We start from the raw sequence: 25,460 nt of genomic DNA, 5'->3' as shown, positions 1-25,460 counted from the left end.
GGGTGATAGATTACTTCATAAAAGCAGCATCCCCCATTGACAAGATAGAGGATAAGAAAACAATGGCCGAAACGTTTGAAAAAACCAGTCCTTCACCACGAAAAAGCGAAGAAAAAATGAAAGAAGAAGCTGATAAGCAAATGGAAGAGGAGATAGAAAAGGGGAAAGAAGTATCAGAGGATAAGAAAAACGAGAAAATGGTCTACTTAACTTTCGATGATGGTCCAAGTGAATGGACCGGAGCTTTTCTTGATGTTTTAGAGGAACATGGAGTTCATGCAACCTTTTTTATGCAAGGAAACTATTTAAAACAATCATCCTTTCAATCGGATGTGAAACGAGCCACTAGGGAAGGTCATTATGTTGGCGCCCATAGTATGACACATGATTCTGACGAATTATATAAAAACAAGCAGTTTGTTCCAGAAATGCAGGAAACATTAGCGTTAATTCATGAGATTACAGGAACGAATCCTCATTTAGTGCGTCCTCCTTATGGGTCTATTCCCGGGTTGCAAGACGAACTTATTCACGATCAGGTCATTGAAGCAGGATTGAAAGTTTGGGATTGGACAATTGACTCCCAAGATTGGAAATATCCCAATGACCCCAAAAAAATCATGGACAATATAAAATCGACTACAACAGAGGATGTTGAAGTTGTCCTTATGCACGAAAAGGAACAAACCTTGAAGCTGTTACCGCAAATTATTGCATTTTTCAAGGAGCAGGGCTATGAGTTTGGGGTCTACAGTGATCAACATCATTTTCCCAATAACTTTTTATCAGATTCTCGTTTATAAAAATGGATTTACCTAGAAAGGAAATTTATATGAAAATATTGAAAGTACTCGTCTTGATTATGATTATAGCTTTTGCGGCGACTCATTTATTTGAATTTGAGAAAAATGAAAAAAATGAAAATAAGGAAAGAATCGCTGGAACGGAAAGTAATAAAACGACAAAAGCCGAAAAAAAATTGGCTTTGGAAGGAAGAAGAATTGTACTTGATCCCGGGCATGGTGGCAATGATGTTGGAGCCAGCGGCCAAAATGGTACGCTTGAGAAGCAAGTTACATTAGAGACAGCAAATAAAATTAAGGCGGCACTAGAGCAAGCCGGCGCAGAGGTTCAAATGACACGCGATGATGATAAATATGTCGAACTTGAAGAGCGGGTAGAGTTGGCAGCTGAAAATCAAGCAGATTTATTTGTAAGCATCCATTATGACGCATTTGAGACAAACGATGTAGAAGGGATGACATCCTATTATTATCATAAACGTGACCAAAAACTAGCAGAATGCATCCATCAGCACATATTTATGGAAGATATTAAAGCCCGTAATCGCGGCGTCTCTTATGGAGATTATTATGTATTAAGAGAAAACAAAGTACCAGCGGTGTTGCTCGAACTTGGATATATTTCAAATGCCGAGGACGAAGCCCGAATCAATTCTGCCGCTTTTCAAGAGAAAGTCGCTACAGGGATTGTAGATGGAATTAAGACCTTTTTTGAAGGATAGGATACAAAGCCACGACTTGGATTACGGGCAATCTTAATTTATCGTGCTCGTTCGGAGGCTGATGGTCGAAAGGGTAACGAATCGCCCGTAATCTCCCCTGTTCAAAGCCCTTTCTCCAATTTTATCGAATGCTGAAAAAATTCTTTAGACAATTTGACTTTTCGTTCTCCACATTTGACCAAATGAATGAAAAAAGACCGATTCCCGCTCGGTCTTTCATCCATTTACTCCATTTTAATGGAATTCTACATCAATTCTTTGTCTATTATCATTTTCCAGCTTAGGCATCTTGATTTCAAGGACACCATTCCGATAAGTGGCGGTAACTCCCTCGTGTGAAACAGGGCTTGGGAGTGAGATGGAACGATGGAATCGGCCTACATAACGTTCTTTTCGGTGCATATGTTCTTCATTCATTTCATTCGTTCGCTGGATCGTCCCACTCACCTGTAACATGTTATTTTCAATAGCGATGTTCACATCTTCCTTTTTCTCAAGGCCGGGGATATCACAGGTTGCGACAACTTCATTCGGTGTTTCATGAACATCGACTCGAATCGAACCTAAATGTTGCTCATTCCCAAATGAAAGTGGAAAATCCGTAAAAAAGCGATCAAAATCTCTTCTCATATTGTCTAGGTGTCTGAATGGTTCATAAGGTATTAATGCCATAATGCTTTCCTCCCAATATTTGATATCAGGGTTATTATTTCTAATTAACCGTGAGAATATTCCTGTGAAATATCTGATTCTAAGCATAGCGCCAGCGCCTTGAAATACGGATAAACAATGTAGAACGACTAGGGAAAGCAACCGTTGAAAATTAAATAAGACTAGGAAAGGGTATTTCCCTTTTAAGAAACTAGAGGGAGGTTTAACGAGAGAACAGGAGAGAATAATGGACCGATGACATATTTTCTAGCAAAAAAAATTTTTTATACGAAAGAGGTAGACGAAACACCATGTCAAAACACCGGTATATTTTAACTCTTAATGTTGCCATGCTTGCGTTAGGAACTTGTGGACAAGCTACAAATCAGAATAAAGAGGTAAAAGATGAGGGACAAGCCTCTCAAGAAAATGTAGAGAATAATCAAGAGAGTACGGACAAAGGGTCGAATTCAAGTCATGATTCGATGCATCATTCGAGCTCAGGGGAAGTACCAGAAGGTTTAAAGGAAGCGAAAGCTCCAAAATACACAGTCGGGAGTCAAGCTATAATTGAAACGGACCATATGAAAGGAATGGATGGAGCAGAAGCGACCATTGTCGGTGCATATGACACCATCGCTTATGTCGTCTCTTACAAACCAACAAATGGTGGAGAGCCGGTGAAAGATTATAAATGGGTCATTCAGGAAGAAATAGCGGATGACGTTCAGGAACCAGTAAGCCCAGGTACAGAAGTGACACTTGAAGCAGACCATATGGAAGGAATGAAAGGGGCAACAGCTGAAATTGAATCCTCTGAACATACAAACGTTTATATGATTGACTGTAAGCCGTCAACAGGTGGGGAGGAAGTCAAAAATCATAAATGGGTAACAGCAAACGAACTTGGGCCAGTTCAACAAGGAGATATGTAGCAAAACAGGAGAGAAGCGTATTCTCTCCTGTTTATGTGGATATTCGAACAAAACGAGCTAGAATTATATCCCGAGCAATAAGGACAACAAGTCGAAAAATGTCTAACCCTTCATAAAAAGATTATAAATTCCATTTTAGGATAATACCTAGGTGCGTTAAACCACCACCGAAGCCGTACAACATGAGCGTATCACCGTTTTGCACCTGACCATTTTCAATCCCAAGTTGTAAGGCTAATGGGATCGAGGCGGAAGATGTGTTCCCAAAATATTTGACACTTGTTAAGGTTTTTTCAATCGGAAAGCCTGATTTTTCACAGATCGATTCGATCATCCGCAGGTTAGCACTATGGGGGATGAACCAATCGATATCAGTAAATGTTAGCTGGGCTTTGTCTGCTAATCCCTGTATGCCGTCTGGGATGGTACGTACAGCCCATTTGTACACTTCCCGTCCATTTTGCACCATTTTCCCTGAAGTATTGAGAGCCGTGTTGTTCATCGTCGATGCTAGATTCGTACGATAAACATGAATGCCCCCATCCCCATCAGTTCCCATATGGCTTGCGAGGAAGCTCGGATTTTCCGGATCATACTCAACCAGCATCGCGGCAGCCCCATCTCCAAATAAGATACAAGTAGATCGATCTTGATAATCCGTTACCTTTGATAACGTTTCGGTCGCCACCACTAAAATCTTTTTATGAGCTTCTGCAGTAATTAAATTATTGGCTACATGTAAAGCATAGGTGAATCCTGCACAAGTTGCATTGAGATCAAATGCACCTGCGCAAGGGATTTGGTAATGGGCTTGAATTTGACAGGCCACACTTGGAAAAGCATAATCGGGGGTTGTCGTTGCTACAATAATACCATCGACATCATGCAAATCTTTATCATAGGTTTTGATTAAATGGTCAATGGCCTGAAAAGCTAAAGTCGATGCAAACTCATTTTCACCAGCAATTCTACGTTCTTTCATCCCTGTTCTTTGAACAATCCATTCATCACTCGTATCCACCAATTTTTCTAAATCTGAATTGAGTAATCTTTTTTTAGGTACAGCAGTGCCAATCGCTGTTATCCGTGCCTTTGAGTGAACCATCAGATCACATCCTTATTTTTTACTTTATTATAACACCTAGTCATAGGATCTGGTATAAAAAATAAAATTTACTGGTCAAAGTTTATTTTTTCGCTATTATGATAATAAAGGACAGAAAAAGATACGATCGGAGAAGGAGAAAGTGAAATGGATATAAGGAAGCTAAATGAAAATGAAAAGCCACCAATGGAATTACTTTTATTAGCAGACCCCTCAAGGAAACTTGTTGAAGAATATGTCAAAAGAGGTCAATGTTTTGTAGCTTGTATAGATGGTCTTGTGATCGGGGTGTATGTTTTACTACCGACCAGGCCTGAGACAATAGAGCTTGTCAATCTTGCCGTTGATGAGGCGCATCAAGGAAAAGGGATTGGCAAGCAGTTGATCAATCATGCCATTCAACAAGCAAGGGAGCAAGAGTTTAAAACGATTGAAGTCGGAACCGGAAATTCCGGTGTAGCCCAACTTGCCCTTTATCAAAAATGCGGATTTAGAATGACTAGTATAGACAGAGACTTCTTCATTCGCCATTATCCTGAGGCCATTTTCGAGAATGGGATACAGGTGATTGACATGGTTCGTCTATCGCAAGATTTGTAGGATCGCTTTTTTAAAAGGTAAGAAAGCATAAAAATCGGCTAATGTTTGGATCTAGCTCCAGCGCCCAGCGACTAGCAAACTTTCGGTGCCTTCCTACGATAAGTCAACATCGATTCACCCTTCGGGTTCATCGTGTTTCCTTTATCTCGTCAGGCCCCTAAAAAGTTTGTACGTCGCTAAACGGGCGCTTGCGCTTTTCTTATCATTTGGAAATATAGGTAAAAAATAATTATAATTGTTCTTTCACTTGTGCTCAGGGGTTGTTTTATGAGTTAATAAGGGTGTCGGACCGATAGTATTTCGGAAAGGAGGCTGATTGAAATTGATCACAAAATATGAGGTGGTTTCCGCCTAGCGGAAATCGCAAAACGTGAGGCCGCATTTTTTGCGGCCTCCTTTACTATCCTTTGCTTTCCAAACTAATGTATACTAAATGTGAAAAGGCTTACTCTTATAAAACAAAATGAAAGGAGTTTTATTCATGATTGAAAAAGTAATGAATGATCAACACATACATCTTAATAGGAAGGATGTCATTGATTGTCATACAAAAATGGAAAAGAGGTGCTTCCCCCTCATTTGTTGAAGGAGCTCCAAAAATACATTCAGGGCGAGCTCATTTATATTCCGAAGCAAAACAAGCAGCGAGCAGGATGGGGAGAGGCCAACGGATCGCGCCAATTAATTGCCAAAAGAAACGAAGAGATCTATCAATTGTATAGAGAAGGCCGGTCATTTGAAGACTTGGAGCAGGAATATAATTTGTCCATAGATAGTATCCGCAAAATTGTCTATAAAACACGTGAACTTTTTCAAGAATCTAAGAGATAGATTCCATAGAGGAGGCTGCAGATAATTAGATCTGCGGCTTTTATTTAAAAATTGGTTTACTGAATAGCCATTTCCTATAGACCAGTTCGTGGAGATCTGTATCGAGGGTATGTAAATAAGTATGTTATTATGGGAGATTATGCTTTATATAGAGGATACCTTTGTAGAGATTCATTCCCCTACCCAACACCATTTATGCTTTCTGATAAACTTTGGTAAAGCTATTTTCACCACCCTTTTTTAAAACCAAAAAGTGTACATTACGGTTGAGTGGGCCGAATAAGGAATGTTATACTGAGATTGTGAAAAACAATCCTATAGTTCTAATTTCTAATTTTAAAAATAAACGCTTTAAAAAACCAGCTTAGGATGACTAAACGATCGTTATTCTGTGCTGGTATTTTTTAAAAGAGGTGTTTCCATTGAAGAAACTGGATTTGATCCATCAATTAAAGGAACAATTAGACAGCCATCGTCCGTTAGGTGTGTTGGAAGTTGAGCGACTACATGAAAATTACATTGTAAAGAATACATATAACTCAAATGCCATTGAAGGAAATACCCTGACAGAAATGGAGACTCGCGTCATTATTGAAACAGGTTTGACGATTGAAAAGAAAACTTTACGGGAACATTTCGAAGTAAAAAATCATGTGGAAGCGTTGAACTATATAGAGGAATTGGCACAAAAGCAGGATTTAACGGAACGTGATATAAAATCCATTCATTCAATTATCCTTCAGGGAATCGACCGAAGGAATGCTGGAATCTACCGTAGAATAGATGTGTCGATAAGTGGTGCTAGCCACGACGTAGCCCCTTTTTATTCAATACCGACAGATATGCTAAGCCTTATTAGCTGGTATACCAAGCAGAAGCCCAAAACCATTGATCATATTATTGAATTCACATGTAAATTTATTAACATCCATCCTTTTATTGATGGAAATGGCCGGACTTCACGCCTGTTAATGAATCTGGAATTGATTAAATTGGGCTATCCCCCAATCACTGTTTTAGCAACCGACCGACTGGAATATTTCAAGGGATTAGATGAAAGTTATTATAAAAACTACGAACCGATAAAAGAGTTTTTTTATGATTGTATCATTGCTGCCCTCAATGAAATGTTGGTTATAATAAAATAGTGTCGATACCGAGTTAACCGATTTTGTAGATCAACATAAAACTGAATACTCCATTCGAACCACCCATTCGTAAAGTTTAAACTGCCCTTTCTGGATTTGGCTTTCAACTAATTCGTAAAACTAAGATAGGAGAAGATGCAAATGGAGAAAACAGCATCAATAAGAAATCAAATGAATGGTGTTTTTGTTCATGTCACAAATTTGAAAGCATCGGCTACATGGTATTGTGATTTATTAGGCTTGCAAGTTGATGAAGATAAAATAGAATCACCTGTATTTAATGTGCCGGTTGTCGGAACAACCTCTTTAACTTTAGATGACCATGCTTTTGACCCCGACTTTCAGCATCATGTTAGTTTGAGTCCGATTTTTAATTTTTTCGCGCCAGATATTGAAGAAGCATATAATTTTGTTAAAGATAAAGGAATTAACATTGTGAGAGAAATAGAGAGAGTAGGCGACACAGCTTGGTTTAATATACAGGATCCGGATGGAAATGTCGTGATGATTTGCAATTGTTGAATGGAGATATCTATTTAAAGGGGACGTAAGATGAACAAAAGCACATTATTCACTCAACTTTTAAACATTGAAAAAGACTATGCGTTTGTTTTCTGCAATATTCATAGCAAGTAATGGGTAGCCGAATTTATAAGAGCAATTGTAAATTATTAACATTCAGTGACTCTCTTTTTCTATAATTTTCCTCAATCTACTGCAATACCTAGAGACCTACATAGATTCGAAAAGAGCCGAAATGTACGCCCATTCTATCTTTTCTTGGAGTGCCATCATTTAATAATTTTCTAACACATATTTTTGGCTAGGATAATCCTCCGATATTTTTTTACAAATCAGAATAATAAACGATCTGAAAGCTTCTTTAAAAAGTGTTCGAAAATAGCCTATATTATGATTACTTATTGCATCTAGGAAAACGGATTCAATTCCGTTATGCGTTGTGAACAAAGTGAAAGGGGAGGGGTACCCAATGATTATGACATATAATGAAATGCTGTATATCGTGCAATCGCAACTTGCAACAGACTTAAATTGCACGATCAATGATCTCAACGGAGAAAAGGACAGCATTGTTTTTGTTGAGGCAAAGGAAAATCCTGGACGCAGGCCATTTCGCAGGAATGCTCGTTATTTTGAAATTGTGTCTATGGGGAAATCAATTGTGGTTTCAGCTACCGCGGAACGGTTGATGATAGCCAAAGCAATGATGCAAGGCAAGGACAGGGATAGCGTATTTTCTTTACCCTTCATTAGGGGTCTTTACATACATTATTTACCTGACCTGAAAGGAATAAAGCCAATCTCACCAACGGAAAATTTCACTTTTTTATTAGTTGAGGAAGATGCAGTAGCGAATTTGCTCGAAAAGACAAGCTTTCACAATGCTATTATTTATAATACGAATCTTCCTTGGAAAACAGGTCTGGCAATGCTTGCAAAGAAAGACGGTGAAATTGTTGGTGTGGCAGGTGCAAGCAAAACCTGTGAAAAATTATGGCAAATAGGTATCGACATATTACCCGAATATCGCAATTTGGGATTGGCTAGTTATCTTGTAAACAAGTTAACTTTTGAAATATTGGAACGTGGGGATGTACCGTCTTATGACGTAATCGCAAGTAATCTTGCTTCACAAAGAGTGGCTCAACGATCAGGATATTTTCCTGCATGGGTATCTGATTGGAGATGCAATTTTGATGGATTAGAAGCTTAATCGATTCATTATTTGTCTCGAGCTAACTTTTTTAACGTAGGAATACAAAGAATCTGCCTTAGAGGAAAGATGTCCAATATTTTTCAGTCTCATGGATGGCTTTTAGTGAATGCGGGTAAAAAGAAAGGGCGTAAATACAATGAACATTGATTTTATCATTTTACATGGCTCACCTGGATGTGGAAAAACAACAATGGCAAGAAAGCTTCATGAACACTATAAATCTCCATATTTCGAATTTGGCTGGATTCCTGAATTCAGGAGTCTAACACCATCAACGAATATATCTCAGAAGCAGGAGGAACAACTATCTTTTGAAAACCTGATGTTAGTAGCAAAAAATTACAACAGATATGGATATAAAAACATCATTCTAACGGATTTAGATGACGTAAGAATGATCGATATACCTAAAGTGTTCTCTGATTATAACTATGTCATCATAACTCTTTATGTTGATCGGGATGAAGTCATTAAACAAAGAATGATGACGAGAGATAATGGGAATCATTTTAAGAATTGGGAACAATCTGTAAAAACAAATGCATTCATACAACAACGACAAAAATTGCCCAATGAGTATCGAATACTAAATTCACGAGATGACACCGAAATGACATTTAAAGAAATTAAAGACATTTTGGATCTTCATATTCCTTCTGATTCAAATGATACTTCTCACGTATCTCAGAAAGACTTCTTTATCTCCAATTCACCAAAAGATGTTTTAGTCACGCTATTGAACATTGCTACTGAAGCATCAAAGAGAGTTTCAAACTTGAGTACCCCCAAAAAATAATTTTTAATAAAAAATGAAACCGATTTTATTGATCGCACAGAAGGTAAAATCAATACTAAGTACAGGTGATTCTATGAGTCTATTAAAAGGAAAGAAGGGGGAATTAAGATGAAATTTAACCAACTTAACATATATAATTATCATGGGTCGGAGGACATACGTCTTTTTAGAGTGAAGAAAGAGAATGTGAAATTATGGGATGATAAAGTGTTGGTATATGACGTTAGAGATGATGATTATCATTCAATATTGAGACATTATTCATTTTATGATAAATGGTTCGAAATTAATTGTACTTTTGATATGAAAGGCAATCTTCTACCAGAAAACGGTCCAATAGAACGGAGCTTTAATTGTGATATGTGTTCACCATGCTTTAGTTTTGAAAACAATGTTTATAATGTCGATCTTGAACTTGATGTTCTAGTAAACCCTAACGGGAAGGACTATATCATAATAGATGAAGAGGACTTTAAGAATGAGATAAAAAGAAATAATATTACAGCCTTGGAAGAAAAGGGGGCATTAGCTGGTCTTAGCAATCTAATTGAAATTATAAACAGTGGGGAGCTAATCAATTTTCTAAATGACATCTATCCTTTTTCTGATGTAACAAATTGTACAAGCTCATTACCTATGGAAAAACTGACTCGAAATGAAATATCACTTTTTGAAAAAGAGATTAGACATACATTCTATGGAAAAAGGAGAGCGTAGAATATGCTGAGCAAAAAAACGAATAATGCGGATGTTAACGGTTACTGTTGCATGAGGTTTCCAGTCTCGGATTTGAAAAAGTCGGTAGATTTTTATTGCGATGTGTTGGGCTATAAATTAAATTCGGCAGATTTTCAGTTTGGAGAGGCACATGTTGCATTAAAAAATGGAAATGGTCCGGGTATTTTTTTGATGGAAACCAAACCGGAAGATGTTACACAATTGAAGTTTGTATTTCCTCGTTCATTTTTTATTACAAGCAGCACGGGGCATGTGACAATGGTTGAGTTATTAACGAATGATTTGCTTGCTTTGCATGAACGGATTAAACAAGCTGGAGTCCATATTGATACAGAACCTGTATTTTCTAATGATTTCGGTTATTTTACCTTTTATGATCCGGACGGGCACTATATTCGGGCGGTGGAAGAAAGAGGCGTGATTTCGAATTGAAACAAAGAATAAGTTCAACACTCAAATGGGATTTGACTATTCTATTTTGAGTTTAAAACTGTCCATCTCAATTAAAGGAATACTATTCAATCATGGACATGTTTTATTATTAAAAAATGAGAGAAATGAATGGGAATTACCTGGTGGAAGAATTGAAGAACACGAGAGTCCAGAACAATGTTTAGTAAGAGAAATACAAGAAGAACTTGGCATACATTGTACAGTGGAAACGATCATTGATTCTTGGGTATTTGAAGTATTGAAAGGAAAGTTTGTATTTATTGTAAGTTATCTTTGCAAGTGTGATGATCCTTCAAATATTTTCATCAGTGAAGAACATAAAGAATATAAATGGGTACATTTGGACGGATTGGAAGACATACATATACCTAAAGGATTTGAAGCTTGCGGCGGCGGAAAGGTAATCGAGTTATTCGATGATTCTGAAAGGCAAATGAAACGAAATTTATTTTGTTTTCCAGACAATAACACCAGATGTGCTTTACAACCGACAAATGAAATCAATGTATATCAATTTTCAATTAAAACGTATGAACAAATAGATTTTGATTATATAGAATTTCTATTTAATCAAAGGGACGAAAAATACATTTATTATTCGAACAATAATTCTATAAAACGATCTTTAAATAATGCATTTCTTGAAAAAGATGGAATTCAATATCTGTCTCTAGAAATTGTTTTATTATATAAATCAACTTATTTAAACTCAATAGATGCAACTAAGCATCACCATGACTTTAAATACTCCTTGCCACTAATATCCCTGGAACAAAAGCAATGGCTAAAGAGATCACTTGAAATATGTCATTCTGATACTCACGAGTGGATTACTGAACTATAAAATATTTCGAGTAGGGTAGACATCAAATTATGATCACTGCTCTTTTCTTTCCAGGGATACAAACTTCATGAAGGAAGGGATGCGCTTGAATGAAAAAAATTAAGGCAAATTTTATTTCACCACAAATAAGAGATCTCTTATCCCTCGCAACGTCAAAAAAGAATGTCGAGAGAGAGTATGAATTATATATCCAGTCGCCATTTCGAGAGTTGTATGGATATGAGCTAGAAGATGAAATGATTGGCTGCATAGGAATTGAACTATCAGCGCCAAAATGTTGTGAAATAAAACATATCGCAGTCCTTCTAAAATATAGGGGAGAAGGCATAGGAAGTACAATGATTAGCTTTATCAAAGGGAAACATTCATTATCTTTGATCTCCGCCGAGACCGATAAAGATGCTGTTCATTTTTATAAAAAGTACGGGTTCAAAATATCGAGTCTGGGTGAAAAGTATCCAGGTGTAGAACGGTTTCAATGCATATTAGAATCCTAATAGGACAACGCTTTACGGGTAAAGGGGAAGACTTTAATGGGGCAAAACAAGAATTGTATTCAGAGAAATTGATGGGACCCAATAAGCTTTTATAAAAAGGCGATATTCCGCAAAACGGGCCAGAATCTGTAATAAGACAAATGAAAAAACAATTTCCAAAGTGAGTAATGACACGAAAATAGCCATTTGACATTATTCCGTATTTCGTTATAGAATTAACATAATTTAACTGAAAATCTTAAAAGCGATGATAGGAAAGAGTAACATAAACACAAGCAAACAGAGAGTTGCCGGGTGATGAGAGGCGCGTGTAGCGTTTATGTGAATACGTCTTGGAGCTGTGTACCGAATTTTAGTAGGCTACACCGGGTTTGCAACCGTCATCACAGCAGGGGTATCGCGAATCGCCGTACCTACAAAGGGTAGCTTCGTGAGTAGCTACTAAATAAAGGTGGTAACACGTAAATAATGCGTCCTTTAGGTTTTTTACCTAAAGGGCGCTTTTTTTTACATAAAAGGAGAGAAGAGAGATGTTTTTAGTACCCGAAGAGCAATTACCAATGATTTTAAAGGGAGTTCAAACACTTGTTGATGAAAAAGAATTAAAGGACAAATTACAGCACTCTTACGATAATAGTAAGCCACTCATTGTAAAATTAGGGTTAGATCCATCTGCACCTGATATTCATTTAGGACATGCAGTGGTACTTCGCAAAATGAAACAGCTGCAAGATTTAGGACATCAAATTATGATCATTATTGGAGATTTTACAGGGCGTATCGGTGATCCAACAGGCAAATCTAAAGGGCGTGTTGCTCTTTCAAATGAACAAGTAAGGGAAAATGCAAAAACGTACTATAAGCAAATTTTTAAAATATTAGATGAAACAAAAACCATTGTACGTTTTAATAGTGAATGGCTTTCAGCGTTAACGTTCGAAGACGTGATTCGATTAGCAAGTTCTATTTCTGTTGCACGTATGTTAGAAAGAGATGATTTTCAGAAGCGTTACAAAAATGAAGTACCGATTAGTTTACATGAATTCTTCTATCCTTTAATGCAAGGATATGATTCGGTTGAAATAAAAGCGGATATTGAGTTAGGTGGCACAGACCAGACGTTCAATATTTTAATGGGACGTCAACTACAGAAGCATTTTGGACAAGAAAAGCAAATAGCCTTGTTTATGCCATTGCTAGAAGGGCTTGATGGTGTTGAAAAAATGAGCAAGTCTTTAGGCAATTACATTGGTGTTAATGAAGCACCGGAAGTGATGTTTAAAAAAGTGATGGAAGTGCCAGACGCATTAATCCTTAAATACTATGAACTCGCAACTGATGAGCATCCAACTACAATCGAAAAGATTCAAGAGCGTTTAAAACAAGGTGAAAATCCTCGAGATATTAAACTAGAGCTCGCAACAATTATAACAACACTATACCATGGAGAAGAAGAGACGAAAAAAGCGATCACTTTCTTTAAAACAGCATTTCAAAGAAGAGAAATTCCAGAAAATATTCCGACACTCACATTAACGACGGAACATAAGACTCTTGAACAAGTGATTCCGTTATTAATTGAAAATCAACTTGTTAAAAGTAAAAGTGAGTTCATGCGACTAATATCACAAAATGGTGTTTCTCTAAATCAACAAAAACTTCAAAAAGAAGAATTGAGAAAAGAAATTCATTCAAAAGATGTTTTACAAATCGGAAAGAAACGATTTATACAATTTTTAAGATAAGAATGCTTTAATGGAGCAAATCTATTATTTATAGACTGATTGAATTATCGTTCAGACTATTCTTTATCAATAAGGTACACTCTATTGATAAGTGTTTGGCTCCTTGATAATATTAGCTTGATAGACTTTCAATAACACCTATCAATGTGGCTTTAAAATAAAGTCGTACTGTTTGTAAAAAAGTTAAACTGTTTTGCTACTTTGGATATGCTTTATATAAATAGTTTCTTTATGGTAAAAGTAATATAAGGTTATACCGCAAATGGGCCATATTGTGGCATTAGTGGGTAGTGGCCTTTCAATGATAAATTTTGCGAAGATTTATTCAATCCCTATTCTAAAGTTCATTGAATTGTAGTAAAATATTTGTAAATCAAAAAGCGATGAAGAGTAGAGTATATGTACTTAAGCATGACAGAGAACTCCGTTAGCTGCGAGGGAGGATGTAGAAGTACATGGAACCAAGCCTTGGAGCTGCACATAGGATATTGCCATTCTGCAATTGAGGATGTGCCGGGATCTCCCGTTATAGAGGTAGAGTATATTCTATACCAGAAGTACTCGAAAAGGTTTTTTGTGGCGACACAAGAACAAACTGGGGTGGCACCGCGAACTTCTAAAATCAGGGAGTCTCGTCCTCAAGTCTAATGACCTGGGGGTGGGATTCCTTTTTGATGTCTACACATATTGAATTTAGGAGTGGATACGATGCTGAAACTTCTTAAGTGGAAAAACCCCTTATTACTTCTGTTTGGTATTGGCGTATCAAATCTAGGTGCTTGGATTTATTTAATTGCACTTAACCTGATTGTTTTGGATATGACAGGATCAACATTGGCAGTATCAGTTCTTTATATTCTTATACCTAGTGCCACTTTATGTACAAACTTTTGGTCAGGAAGTTTTATCGACAGGTTAAATAAAAGAAATTTAATGATTTTCTTGGATTTAGTCAGAGCATTATTCCTATTTTTGCTTCCATTTATGGATTCATTGATTTTCATTTACGTATTGGTTTTTATCATAAACATTGCGAGTGCCATTTTTGAGCCTACATCTATGGTTTATATGACGAAGCTTATACCTAAAACAGATCGACAAAGATTTAATGCACTTAGAAATTTCATTAATTCAAGTGGGTTTATACTAGGACCATCAATTGCGGGTTTTTTGTTTATTATAGGCTCTCCGTATCTCGCCATTGAGCTGAATTCTTTGGCATTGTGTACCTCAGCAGTAATAATTTTCTTACTTCCCAATTTGGAATTAAGAAGGGAAACTGTTATTGCCGAAAAAGTGAGTGTTAAAGTAATCAGAAAAGATTGGAGAGAAATTCTTAGTTTTAGCAAATAAACATGCACATTACATTTGTTTATGTTCTCTTTAGTGGAATTACAGTATTTATGACTGCGTTAGACTCTTTGGAAGCTGCATTTGCAACAAAGGTTCTTTTGTTATCTGAAAGTGCTTATGGGTTTCTTGTAAGTATTGCAGGAATAGGGATTATAATAGGATCATTAACCAATGCTTTATTCTCTAACCGTTTGAAGACTAACATCCTTATCAGTTTTGGTGCAATTTTTACACCAATTGGTTATTTAATCTTTGCATATTCGCAGGAGTTTATTTGGGCATCTATAGGCTTTTTTACATTAACATTTGCCTTATCGTTTGGAAATACTGGCTTTTTAACTTTTTTTCAAAATAATGTTTCAGTAAATATCATGGGGAGATTTTCAAGTATCTTTGGCGTGTTAGAGGCGCTGTTAATCATACTATTTACTACTGTAGTTGGTGTCTTTTCCGAGTTATATGACATTCGGTTTATATATATTATAGGCTCATTTGCTTTTCTGTCCTTGGGATTTATTATGAATGTAGTCGTTTTGGATAAAACAAAAAAAGCCTATTACTATCAAGAAAATAATGGGGGAGAGGAAACCCATCCCATTTAATACATTCAGTTACTTAACGAGAGATCTGCAACAATTAGGTTCGATTGCGGAAGATCAACGGTAGAAAATGATCAAACTTTTTGCAAAGAATCTTCTGTAGCAAATATTTTAAGAGTCTGTTTTGATCAATCTTTTTTACAAAACAGGCTCTTCCTTTGTAGCCAAATCAGGTTTTAATGGCTCTTTTTGATTAAACTTTATTATAAATCAACACTTTTTAGTTATACTCTGCACGATTTTCTTATTAATTGTAAGCCTTACTTTAACAAAGCTCGCCTGTATTTCTCCTTGAAGGATCTAGAGGCAAAGAGTTTTCATTTCCATAAAAAAGGGGGAATTAAGATGAAATTTAGCCAACTAATATATATAATTATCATGGCTTGGAGGACATACGTTTTTGGAGGTTTTCTATTTGAGTTTAAAACTTTCCATCTCAATTAAAGGAATACTATTTAATCATGGACGTGTTTTATTATTAAAAAATGAGAGAGATGAATGGGAATTACCTGGTGGAAGAATTGAAGAACATGAGAGTCCAGAAGAATGTTTAGCAAGAGAAGTACAAGAAGAACTTGGCATACATTGTACAGTGGAAACGATCATTGATTCTTGGGTATTTGAAGTATTGAAAGGAAAGTTTGTATTTATTGTAAGTTATCTTTGCAAGTGTGATGATCCTTCAAATATTTTCATCAGTGAAGAACATAAAGAATATAAATGGGTACATTTGGACGGATTGGAAGACATACATATACCTAAAGGATTTGAAGCTTGCGGCGGCGGAAAGGTAATCGAGTTATTCGATGATTCTGAAAGGCAAATGAAACGAAATTTATTTTGTTTTCCAGACAATAACACCAGATGTGCTTTACAACCAACAAATGAAATCAATGTATATCAATTTTCAATTAAAACGTATGAACAAATAGATTTTGATTATATAGAATTTCTATTTAATCAAAGGGACGAAAAATACATTTATTATTCGAACAATAATTCTATAAAACGATCTTTAAATGATGCATTTCTTGAGAAAGATGGAATTCAATATCTGTCTCCAGAGATTGTTTTATTATATAAATCAACCTATTTAAACTCAATAGATGCAACTAAGCATCACCATGACTTTAAATACTCCTTGCCACTATTATCCCTGGAACAAAAGCAATGGCTAAAGAGATCACTTGAAATATGTCATTCTGATACTCACGAGTGGATTACTGAACTATAAAATATTTCGAGTAGGGTAGACATCGATTATGATTGACGGCTCTTTTTTTTCATGGACACAGCCGTTTAGCTTAAAAATGATAATCATACAGGGGAGAGTTCGGTGGTACATTCATTGCTTCAATAACAGATTTTAATATTAAATTGCAACGTATCGCATCAAAAAACTCCTATCAAATAATGCCTTACTACATATGCACAAATGGTATTAATAGGTGAATTTTTATGCTTAGGTCAAGAAGTGATCCTTCCTAAAGGGGCAAAAAAGTGAAAGAGGATTTATTGTATAGTTTATTGAATTCTTATGAGAGGTACTTATTGAAATGAAAGATTATGACGAAGGAAAGATGCGGAGGTTGCAGATGGATATTGAAATGCGTGAAATTAGAGAAAATGATTATTCTGAAGTGTTATTGTTATGGAATAATGAATTAGGAGTTCGCAATGTGAATGCTGAAAATATTTCCAGACGGTTTGAAAGAATGAATAAAGATGAAAATTACAAAACATTTGTCGCGCTGTTTAAAAACAAGGTCATAGGGTTTATTACATTGGTACAAACTATGGCTTTGGAATACGAAATAGGATACTTAAAGATTAATGGTCTTGCTGTACAAAAGGATTTTCAAAAAAATGGAATAGGAACTAAACTCCTTAAACAGGCTGAAATTTACGCTTTAGAGAAAGGGCTTTCTTGTCTTATGTTAAATAGTGGATTTCAGCGAACAACAGCTCATCATTTTTATGAGTCCAAGGGTTTTGCTAAGTTATCCTATTGTTTTACTAAAGAAGTTTAACTTCCGTTAATAAGCCAGTAGATGGTATTCTTAGGTGCAAATATAATTGCTTCTTGTGTTACCTTTAGTAGTAAGAAATCAATTACGATAACAGAAGTTAAAGTAAAAATAATATAAGGATGTTGATATTAAATGAGTTTATTAGAGAGGATTGACACAATTTGTTTAACTGTTAGGAATGCTGAAAAAGCGAGTAATTGGTATCAAGAAGTATTAGGATTAAACGAATCTTTTAAGGGCGATAATTATCGGATTTTGAGTGTTGGAAATAGTGGTGTACCTTTAACAATTGAAGAGGGGAATCTGAATCCTTCGGATAGTCAATTTTACCCTATTTTCTACTCAAAAAATATCGAAGAAGTTTATTGGAAATTAAAAGAAAAAAGTATTAAAACAAGCGAATTACAAAATGACGGAGTTAATAAATTTTTCGACTTATATGACTTAGATGGCAATAAGTTGCAAGTCTGTTATTGGAAGTAGGATTTATGCTAGTCAATCAGACATGGGCCTTGATTTCTCAAAAAGAAGAATAAATAAAAAAGCGATATTTATAGAGTAAGCGTCAAATAGACCCCATCTATAAATATAGGTCGGGTCTATTTGACGCTTATTATGAGTATGCTTCAGTTTATGGGCACTGTGCAGAACTTCAGCCTGAAATACGACTTTTGCCGTTGACATTTATATCAAAGTCCACCTGCTTTAGCTGGTGGGCTTTTAAATAGGGGTGATTAGGATGGGTTTCTATAAGAAATTTAATATTTTATTGAATAGTGGCAAAAATGAGGAAACACTAAAGTTTTTACGTGAATTTAAGAATTCAAGAACGTTAACCGTGAATGAAATGGGTTGGATGTATTGGAATACTTCAGATATACTTGCCATAATGCGAAACCCCCTACTTGTTTATGAAAATCATATTGAGTTTGTGGAATGGGGCAAAATAGCTTTATTACCTGATAAACTACATTGGTTTGTATCAGATACAACTCAAGCCTTGACATTATCTTTAGGTGAATATTTTGATGAATGGTTCGATTGGTATTTGTATGCTTGTAAACACTCTTCTCGAAATAAAGAAAACAGAGGGATAAGGTTTGAAAGTCATCGTGCAGCTATTGCATCCCTTTTAAAACTTGAAAAGTTCTCCCAAATAGAAGTTCCTTTTAGAAATTTGCTTGAATTAATAGAAGAGGATAAGAATTGGGAAAACAACATCTTTGCAGAGTTTACTTATTATACACTTTTATTAGAGAAAGCTTTTATCTTTGATCAACAAGAACTTGTAAATGATGTCATAAAAAATATCAACTATCTAACGGATCAAAAAGTTAAGAAAAAAGTTCTCTGTTCAAATGTAGTTGAAAAACAGGATAACGTTGCTTTAGGAAGCTGGGAAGACCTTAATAGTTCTCGTTTGACAAAGGATTCAATGAATGTCCTACTCCACAATATAGGCTGTACTTTTAATGAAGTTGGAAAGTATGAAGAGAGTATTAAAATGTTTCAATTAGCTTTACACAATGGAGTTAAAATTTCAAAGTATGGATTGTCTTTATACCTTTCTTCAATATGGAAGACTGGTGAGAATAGCGAAGAAGTTGTAAAAGCTTTTAATGAATTTTCGTCAGAGGGGTTAACAGTAAATGAAATGTTCCAATTTGCTCCTGAGTTAAGAAATGTGGATTGGTCATGTTAATAAAGTAATGGGGTTCATATTCTACCAGAATAAGTTAAGGCAAGTCCACGGCCCATATGATCATTATAACCCATAGCGTTTTTCAGAACTCTTATCAACCGTATCCCAATTGGTCGAATTTCATTTTGCAGGACTCGTAAAATCAAAAAGAAAGGGGGAATATCAAGTCTCATGTTTAACAACGAACTCCTTAAAAAATGGCTGAAAGGTTGATTAGAGTAATTTTATAAGATACTGTTTCTCCCCAAGCATTTAAGCCAATCCGAAGCAGTAGAGTTCTGCTTCGGATTGGCTCATGTTTATTCTGAAATTTGTTTATAGACATCAAATACTTCTTTTGAGATGCCTAGTTTATAACCTTCCGAAATATGACGAATTTGCTGATTCTCATCCACGACATATACAATTGGCCATTCATTTCCAACCTTTTTGTCTGCTGGTATCGCCTGCCCAATGGTATTCAAAGAATCTTCGCTAGTGGTTTCTTTTAACAGCATCATGTTGTTTGGCAAATCACCTGCGGCTTGGAGTTGTTGGGCTGTTCCCCATTTTTCTTCCCGAATGAAGCCGTTTATTTGGACATCGAGTGCTTCCCACTCCGCTTTCATTTCTCTGAGCTCTCGGAGTAAGTGTTTCGATGGTTCACGGTCTGGTTCAATCCAAACAAAGGTGGTTCCTTTTGCACCGACATGTCGAGCTCCATTTAGCATGGTACCATCCATTGCTTCTGCCTGATAATCCAAATTCGCTTCAGCAATCACAGGGACGTCATACACATGCTTAGGAAATTGCAGTGGTACAGTCGTGTCTTCGTTCGCCTTTACTTGAAAATAGCGGAAGCGAATAAGCGCTGTGCCGTCATTTAAGCGGATACTGGTTGTCAGACGATAATATCCTGCGGGTAAAGCCAATTTCTGTTGCTCAGCTTCATCAAATTTGAAAAATAAGGATTGATAGCTCCCTTTTTCAAAACGAGCAATCGTAACATTTTCCCCATATTTGATTGGTTCTGCTGCATGTTCATCTTTTTCCCATAACACGAATCCTATTTGATCCATGATATCAGCAGCTTTAGTCTCAATTGTACCATCACGGAACTGTACATTTTTCCATGAACCGTCCATCATATATTGTGGGCGTTTATCACTTGGCTCCAGCCGTGCTGGAATCCCAATCGTTCTTGCGAGCGCGACAAATAATATATCCCGAGAGAGTGTGTCTCCTTTTTTCAATTTGAAGCTTCCAATAGGCGTCGCTGAGCCGCGAAAATAATTAACTCCCTCGACAACTTCGAATTCTCGATCTAAAAAGTCTATCAAGAAATGTGGATGATTCAGTGCAGCTTCAACATTTTCTACTCCGAATTCTTTTAGGAAATAGGAACGATAAGATGTTAACATTTCAAAGTCTACCCGCGGCCGTAAAATATACTGAGCAAAAAGTTCATCATCCAGTTCAGGGAGTATGCTGTCTTTGACGATCATCGCTTGGATTAAGTGATCAGCTAAGGTTGGACGAAATGTATCTGTTAAATCTTTTTCGTTTAAAACTTCTAGAAGCCGCAAGCTCCATTCCTTGTATGGCTTGGAATACTCTTTTAGAAAGGCAGCTATTTCATGACTGTTTCCACGCGCTTTTTTTAGGACCTCCCATACTCTTGTTTTCGGTAAAGAGCATTCATCGGCAAGCTTACGAGCATCTTCCTCTGTTAAAAAGGTTGCTTCATAGCTCGCGCGTATATTAGTCCCAGTTTTGACTCGATCATTATGCTTTTGTCTTTCCTCTGCTGTCACTTCTATATTAGCCTCATTCGAAGGAGCGGAAGGAGGGACCATTTTGAAATCTACTTGAATATCAACGGGTATCTCTTTGGTTAGGGAAATCGTGATTCCATCTGTTGTTTTGACAGCACATTTACCAAAGCCCCATCCTTTCGCACTATATGCAGAAATATACACATCGCCAAGGCCAAGGGTTAATGCAACGGTTCCCTGTTCATCTGTTTCCTTTACAAGGATATTTCTTAATCCGCCAAAATTAAATAACTGAAATTGCACTTTGGCTTGGGTAGGCTGTCCTTCTTCATCCGTGATTCGCACTTGTATCGTTTTCGTATCGGCGTAGAGATTCGTTAGATTAAGCTCAGAATACCAAGGATGGGCTAAGGTGATTGCCTCAGGTCCATTATAATTAGCCCCCACTTTGGTATGAATCAACATGGCGCGTTTTGCTGGATTTTCAAACCAACCCTGATTTAATTTTGGTTCAGGCTCACAAGCGCCAAAGAAATACCATTTTCCGTCTGCCCAAGCTTCTACCCAAGCGTGATTAGAATCAGAATGAGCCCATAGTGGCGTATACACTTGCCTAGCTGGAATGCCAATGCTTCTAAGTGCTGCAACCGCAAGGGTGGACTGTTCTCCACATCTTCCTAAGGCTGTACGAATCAATGTAAGGGGTGATACGGTGCGTGGGTCATTGCCAATATAATTCGCTTTCTCATGACACCAATGATTGGTCTCTAAAATCGCATCCGCCATGGATAAATCTTGAACACGAGGATAAATTTCATCAAAAAAGACTCCACGTATATCTTCAATATTTTCGTTATTGATTCTGTAAGGAAGAATAAAATGAAGAAAGAGTGAGGCTGGTACACGTTCACCCCAAGGTACAACACTTTGAATATGGAAGGCTTCTCTTATATGATTTAAAAAAAGCGCCCCATCATAATCAGCTAAATCATTTAACGGCATGTATGCAAGCAAATATGTTAATGCCCGTTTCTCATCTTCTGTCTGTGCTTCGTTCAAGATACCAAATAATTCCTTTTCTTTCCCCTTTGCCAATTCTCTTTTGTATTGAAATTTTTCCTCCATTTGCCATTTCGTTTTATCATCTAGTGTTAACCAACGTGTTTGTTGACTCATTTTGCCGACTCCTCCCAAACCTTTCCATCTTCACGAATATAGATTCTCTTTTGTCCATCTGCACTTTTGACAGAGGCAAGGAATGTACGTGAAGTGGTTTCAATCTCCCAGTCAACAGGCAGTTGCTGTTGTAATTCATCACTAATATCGCTAGTAAAAGAATCATGTTCTGCGTAATGATTTCTCTCCCAATAATAAATTTTCCGCAGTTGCCACTTTTTCTCTTCATCCGCTGGGATCAGCGGAAGTGGTTGATTTTCTGTATCCGAAAAGAAGACATATCCCCATAATTCTGGGTAATGCATATTGATCACACCTTGAGGGGACCAGACCCAGTTGTCCTCGGGAAATGGTTTTGCTGTTTCAGGATTGATTCTTTTCACATATTGTCCATTTTTCACTTCAACTTGCCACTGGACACGCGAGAAGTTGACTCGCCAAAATTCTCCTGATTTTGGTGGACGTCCATCACGTGCACATTCTTTTAATATCTTCCATGGCATCGCGACTTCCACAGTCCACTTATGGTTCTTTTGCATTTGGTCAGGAGCATTGAGCTCACCATCAATGTGAACGGCTGTTTTCATGCCTGAAATGTCCCATCCATTCACAGAAGGCCCCCCATCACGATAAGGTTTGATTAATAAAAGATCCCAAACCGTATTAAGAGCATTGATTTCAAATTCATAATAATGATGGGTATCACCATCGGGGTCGATAAAAATCTCGAAATCGTTATCATGAAAAATAACAGAATCTCTTTCTGTCAATGTTGCCCAAATCTCGTCTTCTATTAATTCTGCTCCAAAGTAAAAGTATTCATCATCCCATAGCATTTTGACACGTGTTTGCTTATGGGGAAGGGGTTTCATTTCTCCTTCAATATCAACAAAGTCTTCACTCCAAGGAGCTTGTTCCCAAAAAGGTTTATCAAGCCTTCCATCTAGTTCAGGTTTTTTAGACGTTTTTTGACAAAGATAGCGATTTGGTGAATAAGTCTGAATCGTAGGTTCTGGTATAGCAGTTTTCAATATAACACATCCCTTTAAAAAAAATATAGAAATCGTTCCCTATTCTAGTATAAATGACATGGAACAGATGGCGAGGATTCCACCCTTTTTATGTTATAACATTATGGAGATTTTGCAAAAGAAGAAGTCAAAAAAGCATAGAATAGTAGGATATGTTGGCGGCGGTTTATTTTGTTTGATGTGCATTAATACAATGGGGAGTGAGTGACATAGGCGCGATTTTTACAAGTAAAAGTAGTTTTAGAAAGATTTTTGATAAAGAGTGGAGTTTGTTTTAAAGTGATCTTTAAGCAAATTCAGGTTAAGTTTTTGACCCCCTTAGGTTATGATAGATTTAAGGTTTTGTTAGCGCTGTAGAACATGGCAATAGAAACACCATCGACTTAAGTATCCAAGAGGAGGCTAATAATGAACCCAAAACTACGCACGGAAGCGATTGTATGGCGTGAAAATCAAGAGCAGATTCAATTCTTGGTCCAATGTGATGAAGAGGAATCATTTTATCGTTTTCTAGGTGGCACGGTTGAATTCGGAGAAACCATTGATGTAGCACTTCAACGTGAATTCCATGAAGAATATGCATTGGATATTCAAGTTAGGGGCTTGAAAGTTGTGGCTGAAGAATATCTGAACTATGGAGGAAAAACGCACCATCGAGTGACGCTTATTTACGAGGTACAGTTACATGATCAAATCGTAGAGGAAATGAGACATCAAGAATACGCAGATGTGAAGATGGTGTGGCGTACGATAGACCAGTTAGGATTGAAAGAAGTTGCACCCTTAGGAATTTTCGAGCATCTCAAAAAATACTTTGAAATAGGGACAGTACATTTGAAATACGGGTTCGACTAATTTTTAACACGTTAAATATAAGGAGATAGAAACGTGCTGGAGTACAACCATTTTAGAAGTCTAAATGCCTTGATTTGAAATAGTTATTATTAAGCGAAAGAAGCAATTTGAACAAGAGTTTGAATTAAAGGGGTGAGTTTACATGTTAAAAACAAGGTTTTTTATTATAACAACAATACTAATGTTTAGCTTATTATCCATTTTTATATTTCAAAAAAAGGACGTGATTTTTCAAGAAGGAAACCCAATACCGTTGGCTGTGGCCATATCTAAAATTGTTTTTCAAGATAAAGAAATAGCTGAAGTAAAGGGGAAGGAGGAAGTGAATGGGATATACGGATATATAGTAAAACGAGGGGAGATGGAGCCATACATTAAAATGATGGAAAAAGAAGGATGGCATTTTGTAGAAAGAAACGAGAACTCAAATGCTTTGGTATTTGAAAAGGAAAACACGACTCAAAGTGTTGCTTATCAATATTATACAAGGTGGTACACGATAATTTATTCTTCCTAACGGGTGCGTCAGCGCAATAACTTGCTTATTTTGAATATAATAATGTGGCTTTGATGTAGTTGGGATAGACACGGATAAACCAGGTGATCCGAAAATTATACTTGAAAAAAATTTATAAATGATAAGTATTATGATGCAAACGGCCTGTAAATAAAAACAATACTTGAGAGCTAAATATTAAAAAATAAATTATATGAAGAATCCCACTTAAGTATTTTGAGGGCTAAGACGCTCTATATAGTTAGCTCCCATGCTTGAGGTACTGGTTACTTCACTGATAGGTGCGTTTAAATTAAACTATGAGGTTGAATGGCAATGAAAATAATTTATGCTTCAGATTTACATAGCAATAAGAACTTCTATTATCAAATATACGACCTTATAAATCATGTTCAGGCAGATGAAATTATTTTAGGTGGGGATTTATTTGCCTATTCAAATTCACATGAAGAACAATTAATTTTTATGGAGGACTTTTTAATTCCCTTTTTCAAATCAATCAACATTCCTGTCTCCTTAATTGCAGGGAACACTGATTTATATTTTGTATTTGAAGAATTGAGAAATCGCTTAAGTGAAGAAAGGTTGTGACTGATAAACTAGATTTAACAGTTTCCGATAAATAATATTTTACACTTTTAAACTTGGATGGTTAGATTCTTTGTCCTCCTGCCCTAGGGCAGGAGGACAAAGAAAAAACCAGAACTTACAATCATTCATTCCTATTAAAATATTTCTCTATCACTGTTATATTGTTATTCGTTGATGATGATTTACAGTGATGGAGGACATGAAAGGTGGACAAGTTTGAAGTGTATGTAGACATTCGTCAATTAT

Annotated in this window: 25 protein-coding genes, 1 pseudogene and 1 other annotated feature; of the genes and pseudogenes, 22 read left to right on the top strand and 4 right to left on the bottom strand. The window is 36.4% G+C overall.

The window, feature by feature from the left end; translation table 11 throughout:
• Window positions 1-62 precede the first annotated feature (62 nt).
• Together MUB24_RS10975 and MUB24_RS10970 are read left to right on the top strand one after the other, a co-directional pair.
• A complete protein-coding gene (locus MUB24_RS10975; protein ID WP_396426741.1) occupies window positions 63-803 on the top strand; it encodes a polysaccharide deacetylase family protein in 741 nt (246 codons plus the stop codon).
• 29 nt (window positions 804-832) lie between these two features.
• On the top strand, window positions 833-1,525 hold the full coding sequence (locus tag MUB24_RS10970) for an N-acetylmuramoyl-L-alanine amidase family protein (protein WP_244703950.1): 693 nt from the start codon (window positions 833-835) through the stop codon (window positions 1,523-1,525).
• Window positions 1,526-1,759: 234 nt separating this feature from the next.
• On the opposite strand, the gene MUB24_RS10965 is transcribed toward MUB24_RS10970, so the two are convergent.
• Entirely contained in the window at window positions 1,760-2,197 is a 438-nt protein-coding gene (locus tag MUB24_RS10965; protein WP_244703948.1) for an Hsp20/alpha crystallin family protein, read from the bottom strand.
• Window positions 2,198-2,487: 290 nt separating this feature from the next.
• Here MUB24_RS10965 and MUB24_RS10960 point away from each other — a divergent pair, with 290 nt between their 5' ends.
• Window positions 2,488-3,111, top strand: coding sequence for a YdhK family protein (locus tag MUB24_RS10960; protein ID WP_244703946.1), 624 nt, complete (start codon window positions 2,488-2,490; stop codon window positions 3,109-3,111).
• A gap of 121 nt (window positions 3,112-3,232) precedes the next feature.
• Here the strand turns inward: MUB24_RS10960 and MUB24_RS10955 are convergent, their stop codons facing one another.
• Window positions 3,233-4,216, bottom strand: coding sequence for a ketoacyl-ACP synthase III (locus tag MUB24_RS10955; protein WP_244703945.1), 984 nt, complete (start codon window positions 4,214-4,216; stop codon window positions 3,233-3,235).
• Between the two features lie 147 nt (window positions 4,217-4,363).
• Between MUB24_RS10955 and MUB24_RS10950 the strand changes: the two genes are divergently transcribed.
• The 16 genes and pseudogenes from MUB24_RS10950 (at window position 4,364) to MUB24_RS10875 (ending at window position 19,290) form a co-directional block, all read left to right on the top strand.
• Entirely contained in the window at window positions 4,364-4,816 is a 453-nt protein-coding gene (locus tag MUB24_RS10950; protein ID WP_244703943.1) for a GNAT family N-acetyltransferase, read from the top strand.
• A gap of 540 nt (window positions 4,817-5,356) precedes the next feature.
• Window positions 5,357-5,647 (top strand): CD3324 family protein, encoded by a 291-nt coding sequence (locus MUB24_RS10945; protein WP_244703941.1) that lies wholly within the window; start codon window positions 5,357-5,359, stop codon window positions 5,645-5,647.
• Window positions 5,648-6,069: 422 nt separating this feature from the next.
• Window positions 6,070-6,795, top strand: coding sequence for a Fic family protein (locus MUB24_RS10940; RefSeq protein WP_244703939.1), 726 nt, complete (start codon window positions 6,070-6,072; stop codon window positions 6,793-6,795).
• Between the two features lie 141 nt (window positions 6,796-6,936).
• On the top strand, window positions 6,937-7,317 hold the full coding sequence (locus MUB24_RS10935) for a VOC family protein (RefSeq protein ID WP_244703937.1): 381 nt from the start codon (window positions 6,937-6,939) through the stop codon (window positions 7,315-7,317).
• A 469-nt stretch (window positions 7,318-7,786) separates the two neighbouring features.
• Window positions 7,787-8,530 (top strand): GNAT family N-acetyltransferase, encoded by a 744-nt coding sequence (locus tag MUB24_RS10930; protein WP_244703935.1) that lies wholly within the window; start codon window positions 7,787-7,789, stop codon window positions 8,528-8,530.
• Window positions 8,531-8,669: 139 nt separating this feature from the next.
• Window positions 8,670-9,329, top strand: coding sequence for an AAA family ATPase (locus MUB24_RS10925; RefSeq protein WP_244703933.1), 660 nt, complete (start codon window positions 8,670-8,672; stop codon window positions 9,327-9,329).
• Between the two features lie 108 nt (window positions 9,330-9,437).
• On the top strand, window positions 9,438-10,046 hold the full coding sequence (locus MUB24_RS10920) for a ribonuclease FAU-1 family protein (RefSeq protein WP_244703931.1): 609 nt from the start codon (window positions 9,438-9,440) through the stop codon (window positions 10,044-10,046).
• A gap of 3 nt (window positions 10,047-10,049) precedes the next feature.
• Window positions 10,050-10,499: a VOC family protein gene (locus tag MUB24_RS10915; RefSeq protein ID WP_244703929.1), complete on the top strand. Its 450-nt coding sequence runs from the start codon at window positions 10,050-10,052 to the stop codon at window positions 10,497-10,499.
• 25 nt (window positions 10,500-10,524) lie between these two features.
• Window positions 10,525-11,364 carry an NUDIX hydrolase gene (locus MUB24_RS10910; protein ID WP_244703927.1) on the top strand — a complete coding sequence of 280 codons (840 nt, stop codon included), beginning with the start codon at window positions 10,525-10,527 and terminating at the stop codon, window positions 11,362-11,364.
• A gap of 89 nt (window positions 11,365-11,453) precedes the next feature.
• On the top strand, window positions 11,454-11,861 hold the full coding sequence (locus tag MUB24_RS10905; RefSeq protein WP_244703925.1) for a GNAT family N-acetyltransferase: 408 nt from the start codon (window positions 11,454-11,456) through the stop codon (window positions 11,859-11,861).
• Between the two features lie 238 nt (window positions 11,862-12,099).
• Window positions 12,100-12,342: a binding site (T-box leader), on the top strand.
• A 49-nt stretch (window positions 12,343-12,391) separates the two neighbouring features.
• Window positions 12,392-13,606, top strand: a complete 1,215-nt coding sequence (tyrS, locus tag MUB24_RS10900) for a tyrosine--tRNA ligase (RefSeq protein ID WP_244703923.1) — start codon at window positions 12,392-12,394, stop codon at window positions 13,604-13,606.
• Between the two features lie 708 nt (window positions 13,607-14,314).
• Window positions 14,315-15,561: pseudogene (locus MUB24_RS23635) on the top strand (MFS transporter).
• A 412-nt stretch (window positions 15,562-15,973) separates the two neighbouring features.
• Entirely contained in the window at window positions 15,974-16,792 is an 819-nt protein-coding gene (locus MUB24_RS10890) for an NUDIX hydrolase (protein ID WP_244703921.1), read from the top strand.
• 322 nt (window positions 16,793-17,114) lie between these two features.
• Entirely contained in the window at window positions 17,115-17,588 is a 474-nt protein-coding gene (locus tag MUB24_RS10885) for a GNAT family N-acetyltransferase (RefSeq protein WP_244703919.1), read from the top strand.
• Window positions 17,589-17,720: 132 nt separating this feature from the next.
• Window positions 17,721-18,071 carry a VOC family protein gene (locus MUB24_RS10880; RefSeq protein WP_244703917.1) on the top strand — a complete coding sequence of 117 codons (351 nt, stop codon included), beginning with the start codon at window positions 17,721-17,723 and terminating at the stop codon, window positions 18,069-18,071.
• 256 nt (window positions 18,072-18,327) lie between these two features.
• Window positions 18,328-19,290, top strand: coding sequence for a hypothetical protein (locus tag MUB24_RS10875; protein ID WP_244703915.1), 963 nt, complete (start codon window positions 18,328-18,330; stop codon window positions 19,288-19,290).
• 299 nt (window positions 19,291-19,589) lie between these two features.
• Here MUB24_RS10875 and MUB24_RS10870 read toward each other — a convergent pair whose 3' ends face one another.
• Entirely contained in the window at window positions 19,590-22,220 is a 2,631-nt protein-coding gene (locus MUB24_RS10870) for a transglutaminase domain-containing protein (RefSeq protein ID WP_244703913.1), read from the bottom strand.
• Entirely contained in the window at window positions 22,217-23,254 is a 1,038-nt protein-coding gene (locus MUB24_RS10865; protein ID WP_244704098.1) for a carbohydrate-binding family 9-like protein, read from the bottom strand. The genes MUB24_RS10870 and MUB24_RS10865 overlap by 4 nt, the downstream gene beginning before the upstream one ends.
• Window positions 23,255-23,659: 405 nt before the next feature.
• Between MUB24_RS10865 and MUB24_RS10860 the strand changes: the two genes are divergently transcribed.
• The 3 genes from MUB24_RS10860 to MUB24_RS10850 all read left to right on the top strand — a co-directional run bounded on the left by MUB24_RS10860 (window position 23,660) and on the right by MUB24_RS10850 (window position 25,214).
• Window positions 23,660-24,106: an NUDIX domain-containing protein gene (locus MUB24_RS10860; protein WP_244703912.1), complete on the top strand. Its 447-nt coding sequence runs from the start codon at window positions 23,660-23,662 to the stop codon at window positions 24,104-24,106.
• Between the two features lie 142 nt (window positions 24,107-24,248).
• The gene (locus tag MUB24_RS10855; RefSeq protein WP_244703910.1) at window positions 24,249-24,623 is read left to right on the top strand and encodes a hypothetical protein; all 375 of its coding nucleotides are present in this window, start codon (window positions 24,249-24,251) and stop codon (window positions 24,621-24,623) included.
• 315 nt (window positions 24,624-24,938) lie between these two features.
• Window positions 24,939-25,214, top strand: a complete 276-nt coding sequence (locus MUB24_RS10850) for a metallophosphoesterase (RefSeq protein WP_244703908.1) — start codon at window positions 24,939-24,941, stop codon at window positions 25,212-25,214.
• Window positions 25,215-25,460 lie beyond the last annotated feature (246 nt).

Source organism: Lederbergia sp. NSJ-179, from assembly GCF_022867885.1.
Taxonomy (GTDB): domain Bacteria; phylum Bacillota; class Bacilli; order Bacillales; family Bacillaceae_C; genus Lederbergia.
This window is presented reverse-complemented; position numbering and strand designations above follow the sequence as displayed.